The organism is Frankia sp. EI5c, from assembly GCF_001636565.1.
GTDB lineage: Bacteria > Actinomycetota > Actinomycetes > Frankiales > Frankiaceae > Parafrankia.
On the sequence record NZ_LRTK01000110.1, the window covers coordinates 1 to 3219 of the forward strand.

General features: G+C 72.5%; 1 protein-coding gene and 5 pseudogenes. All 6 read right to left on the reverse strand.

Translation table 11 applies throughout. The features are described 5' to 3' along the window. A partial coding sequence (locus UG55_RS43695) for a hypothetical protein (protein ID WP_242425093.1) occupies positions 1-134 on the reverse strand: 134 nt, incomplete at both ends. Position 135: 1 nt separating this feature from the next. Further along, positions 136-244 (reverse strand): annotated as a pseudogene (locus UG55_RS43700) (hypothetical protein); the annotation flags it as partial. A 1-nt stretch (position 245) separates the two neighbouring features. Further along, a pseudogene (locus UG55_RS43705) lies at positions 246-366 on the reverse strand (hypothetical protein); the annotation flags it as partial. A gap of 1 nt (position 367) precedes the next feature. Then, a pseudogene (pknB, locus tag UG55_RS25100) lies at positions 368-1597 on the reverse strand (Stk1 family PASTA domain-containing Ser/Thr kinase); the annotation flags it as partial. A 161-nt stretch (positions 1598-1758) separates the two neighbouring features. After that, positions 1759-2813, reverse strand: a pseudogene (locus tag UG55_RS43710) (protein kinase); the annotation flags it as partial. Position 2814: 1 nt separating this feature from the next. Next, positions 2815-3193 (reverse strand): annotated as a pseudogene (locus UG55_RS43715) (protein kinase); the annotation flags it as partial. Between the last annotated feature and the right edge of the window lie 26 nt (positions 3194-3219).

A 3219-nucleotide genomic window follows, 5' to 3' on the forward strand; every position in this document is an offset into this window, starting at 1 on the left:
GCTCGGCGGCATCGTAGAGCTGCATCGACGTGACCTGCAGACCGAGTCCGGTGAGGGTGTTCCGCGCCTCCTGCTCGGTCATCCCGACGATGTTCTGCGGGATCGTCTTCTGCCCCTCCGCCATGGCCACGGTGNGGACGATCTGCCCGTCCGGCTCGATCTTCTCCCCCGGCTCGGGGGAGACCTTCATGACGTGATCCGGCTCGTACGCGGTGCTCGTCTCGTTCACCCGCTGCGGCTGCCCNTTGTAGCCCGCCTTCTGCAGCCGCTTGAGGGCCTCGTCGTAGGTCTGGCCGACCAGACCGCCCGGGATCGTGAACTGGGTGGCGACCGTGTCCTCGTCGTTCTTTCCGCCGAGCAGTGAGCNGGCGAGCAGCGCCACCACGACGAAGACGAGGACGGCGCCGAGCCCGGCGAGCACGAACTTCCAGACGGGTGAACCACCGCGGTCGTCGTCACGGTGGCTGGGGGGCGCGTCGTCGTACCCGCCGCCGTCACCGAAGCGGCCGGGCGAGTCGTAGCGGTCGAAGGGACCGGTCTGCTCGAACCGGTCGTAGGGCTCGCCGCGAACCCTGGTGCGGTCGTCGTACTCGTCGTAGCCGTCGTCGTAGCGGCCGTCGGAGCGGTTGTCGTAGCCGCCCGGGCGGCCCAGCAGCGCGGTGCCGGCGGTGGCCGGGCTCTGCGCACCGAGCATCGTCTCGTCGGCCGCGCCCATGATCATGGCGTGCACCCGGTGCCCGCTGAGCGCGCGTTCCAGGTCATCGCGCATCTCGCCGGCGGTGGTGTACCGGTCGTCCGGATCCTTCTCCATCGCCTTGAGCACGATGGCGTCCGCCTCGGGGGAGATCCGGGGGTCGTGACTCGACGGCGGCGGCGGGATCTCCCGCACGTGCTGGTAGGCGACCGCCACGGGGTTGTCGCCGCGGAACGGCGGCTCACCGGTGAGCAGCTCGTAGAGGAGCACCCCGGTGGAGTAGACGTCGCTGCGCGTGTCGACCCGCGCGCCGCGGGCCTGCTCGGGCGAGAGGTACTGCGCCGTCCCGATGACCGCCGAGGTGGCGGTCATCGTGGACGATGTCGCCGTGGTCGCCCGGGCGATGCCGAAGTCCATGACCTTGGCCGCGCCGTCCGCCCCGACCATCACGTTCGCGGGCTTGATGTCGCGGTGGATGATGCCCATGCGGTGGCTGTAGTCCAGCGCGGCGCAGACCTCGGCGGTGATCTGCATGGCGTACCGCTCGTCGAGCGCGCCGCGGGCCTGGAGCACCTCCCGCAGGGTCTGGCCCTCGACGAACTCCATGACGATGTACGGGAGCTGCGTCCCGTTGATGACGTCTTCGCCGGTGTCGTACACCGACACGATCGCGGGATGGTTCAGCGAGGCCGAGGACTGGGCCTCGCGACGGAACCGAGCCAGGAAGGTCGGGTCGCGCGCCAGGTCGGCGCGCAGGGTCTTCACCGCGACCTCGCGCCCCAGCCGGATGTCGCGGCCCCGGTAGACCTCGGCCATGCCGCCGTAACCGATGCATCCGCCGAGTTCGTACCGCTCACCGACGAGTCGGGGCTGAGCGTCGTATCTCTCAGTTACATCCGTCACAGATTGTCACCCGTCGTCGGCTGGGGTACGCCGGCCACCACGGTGCCAGCCGCCTCACCGCCCATACCGACGATCTTGCCGTCTTCCGGTGTGAGATACAACACATGGGGCGGGGCTGCGGTGCCGGTCTCGGACCCGCCCGCCTCCGCGAACCGGCGGGNGATCACGGCCACGACCAGGACAGTGAGCAGCAGCAGCGCGATGAGGACGGGGAGCGGAAGCCGACGCCGGCCCCCCGTCGCCGCGGGACGGCGCCGCGCCGCCCGCCCACCGCCCACCGGGTCGGCGGGATCATCCGCCCAGGGCGGCGAGGACGGCTGGTACAGCGTGTTGGCCGGGTCGGCACGGCCGTTGTCGCCCCGGTCGCCCGGCCCCCGCGAGCCGGTGCCCTGGCCGTGGCTGGCCGCGTAGTCGGCGAACTCGCCCGGGCTGTAGAGCCGCCCGGTGCCCCCGCGGGACGGTGGGTGCCCGGGGCCGCCGGCCGGCTGGAGCACGGTGGCCGGACCTCCCGGGCCGGCACCTGATCCGGCGCCGGGGCCTGGCCCCATGCCGGGCCCGCCCGCCGGGGATTCCGGCCCGGGGGGTGCCTGCGTCCAGGAGGCACTGCCCGGCCGGTTCCAGGACGGGGCCCGGGGAACGCTCGGGGCGCGGGAATGGCCCGGTCCGAAGCTCGGCGGAGCGGACGGCGCGGGATGGCGGGCGGTGGCGTCCGGTGTGGCGGGACCGTTCCACCGGCCGGCCTCGGCGTTCCACAGGCTGCGCCGAATGCTGGCCGCCGAACGGGCGAAGGCGCCCGCCGAGCTCGGCCGCCGGGAGGCGTCCTTCGCCATGGCGGACTCGACCAGCGACCGGACCTGGTACGGGATGTCGTTGGGCAGCGGGGGCGGCGTGTCCTGCTGGTGAGCCATGACGACGACGATCGGGTTCCGGTCGTCGAAGGGGCGCCGCCCGGCCAGGCATTCGTAGGCGACCACACCGAGCGAGTAGACGTCACTCGCCGGCGTCACCGGACGGCCGGACGCCTGCTCGGGGGAGACGTAGTAGGCCGTCCCCATCATGATCCCGGTCGCGGTGAGCGGGGCCGCGTCCACCGCGCGGGCGATGCCGAAGTCGGTGACCTTGACCGCTCCGTCGTGGCGGATCAGCAGGTTGCCCGGCTTCACGTCCCGGTGCACGACACCGAGGGCATGGGCCGCCTGCAGCGCGTCCGCCGCCTNACCGAGGACGTCCAGCATCCGGTCGGGGGTCAGCCGCTTCTCCCGGTGCAGGACGGCCGAGAGCGGCTCACCCTCCACCAGCTCCATCACCAGGTAGGCGGTCGGGTAGTCGTCGGCGGTCGACACCTCGCCGTAGTCGTACACGGAGGCGACGCCGGGGTGCGACAGCCGGGCCGCATGCCGGGCCTCGCCCCGGAACCGCACCAGGAAGGACTCGTCACTGGCGTACTCGGGGCGCAGGAGCTTGACGGCGACCGGACGGCCGAGGGTCTGGTCGAGACCGCGCCAGACCTCACCCATGCCGCCGGTCGCGATCCGACCGTCGAGCCGGTAGCGGTTGTCGAGAACAGTGTTGGGGGACGCCGCGCCGGCGAACGGCNGCGACGGCGACGGGCTGTTGGCGGA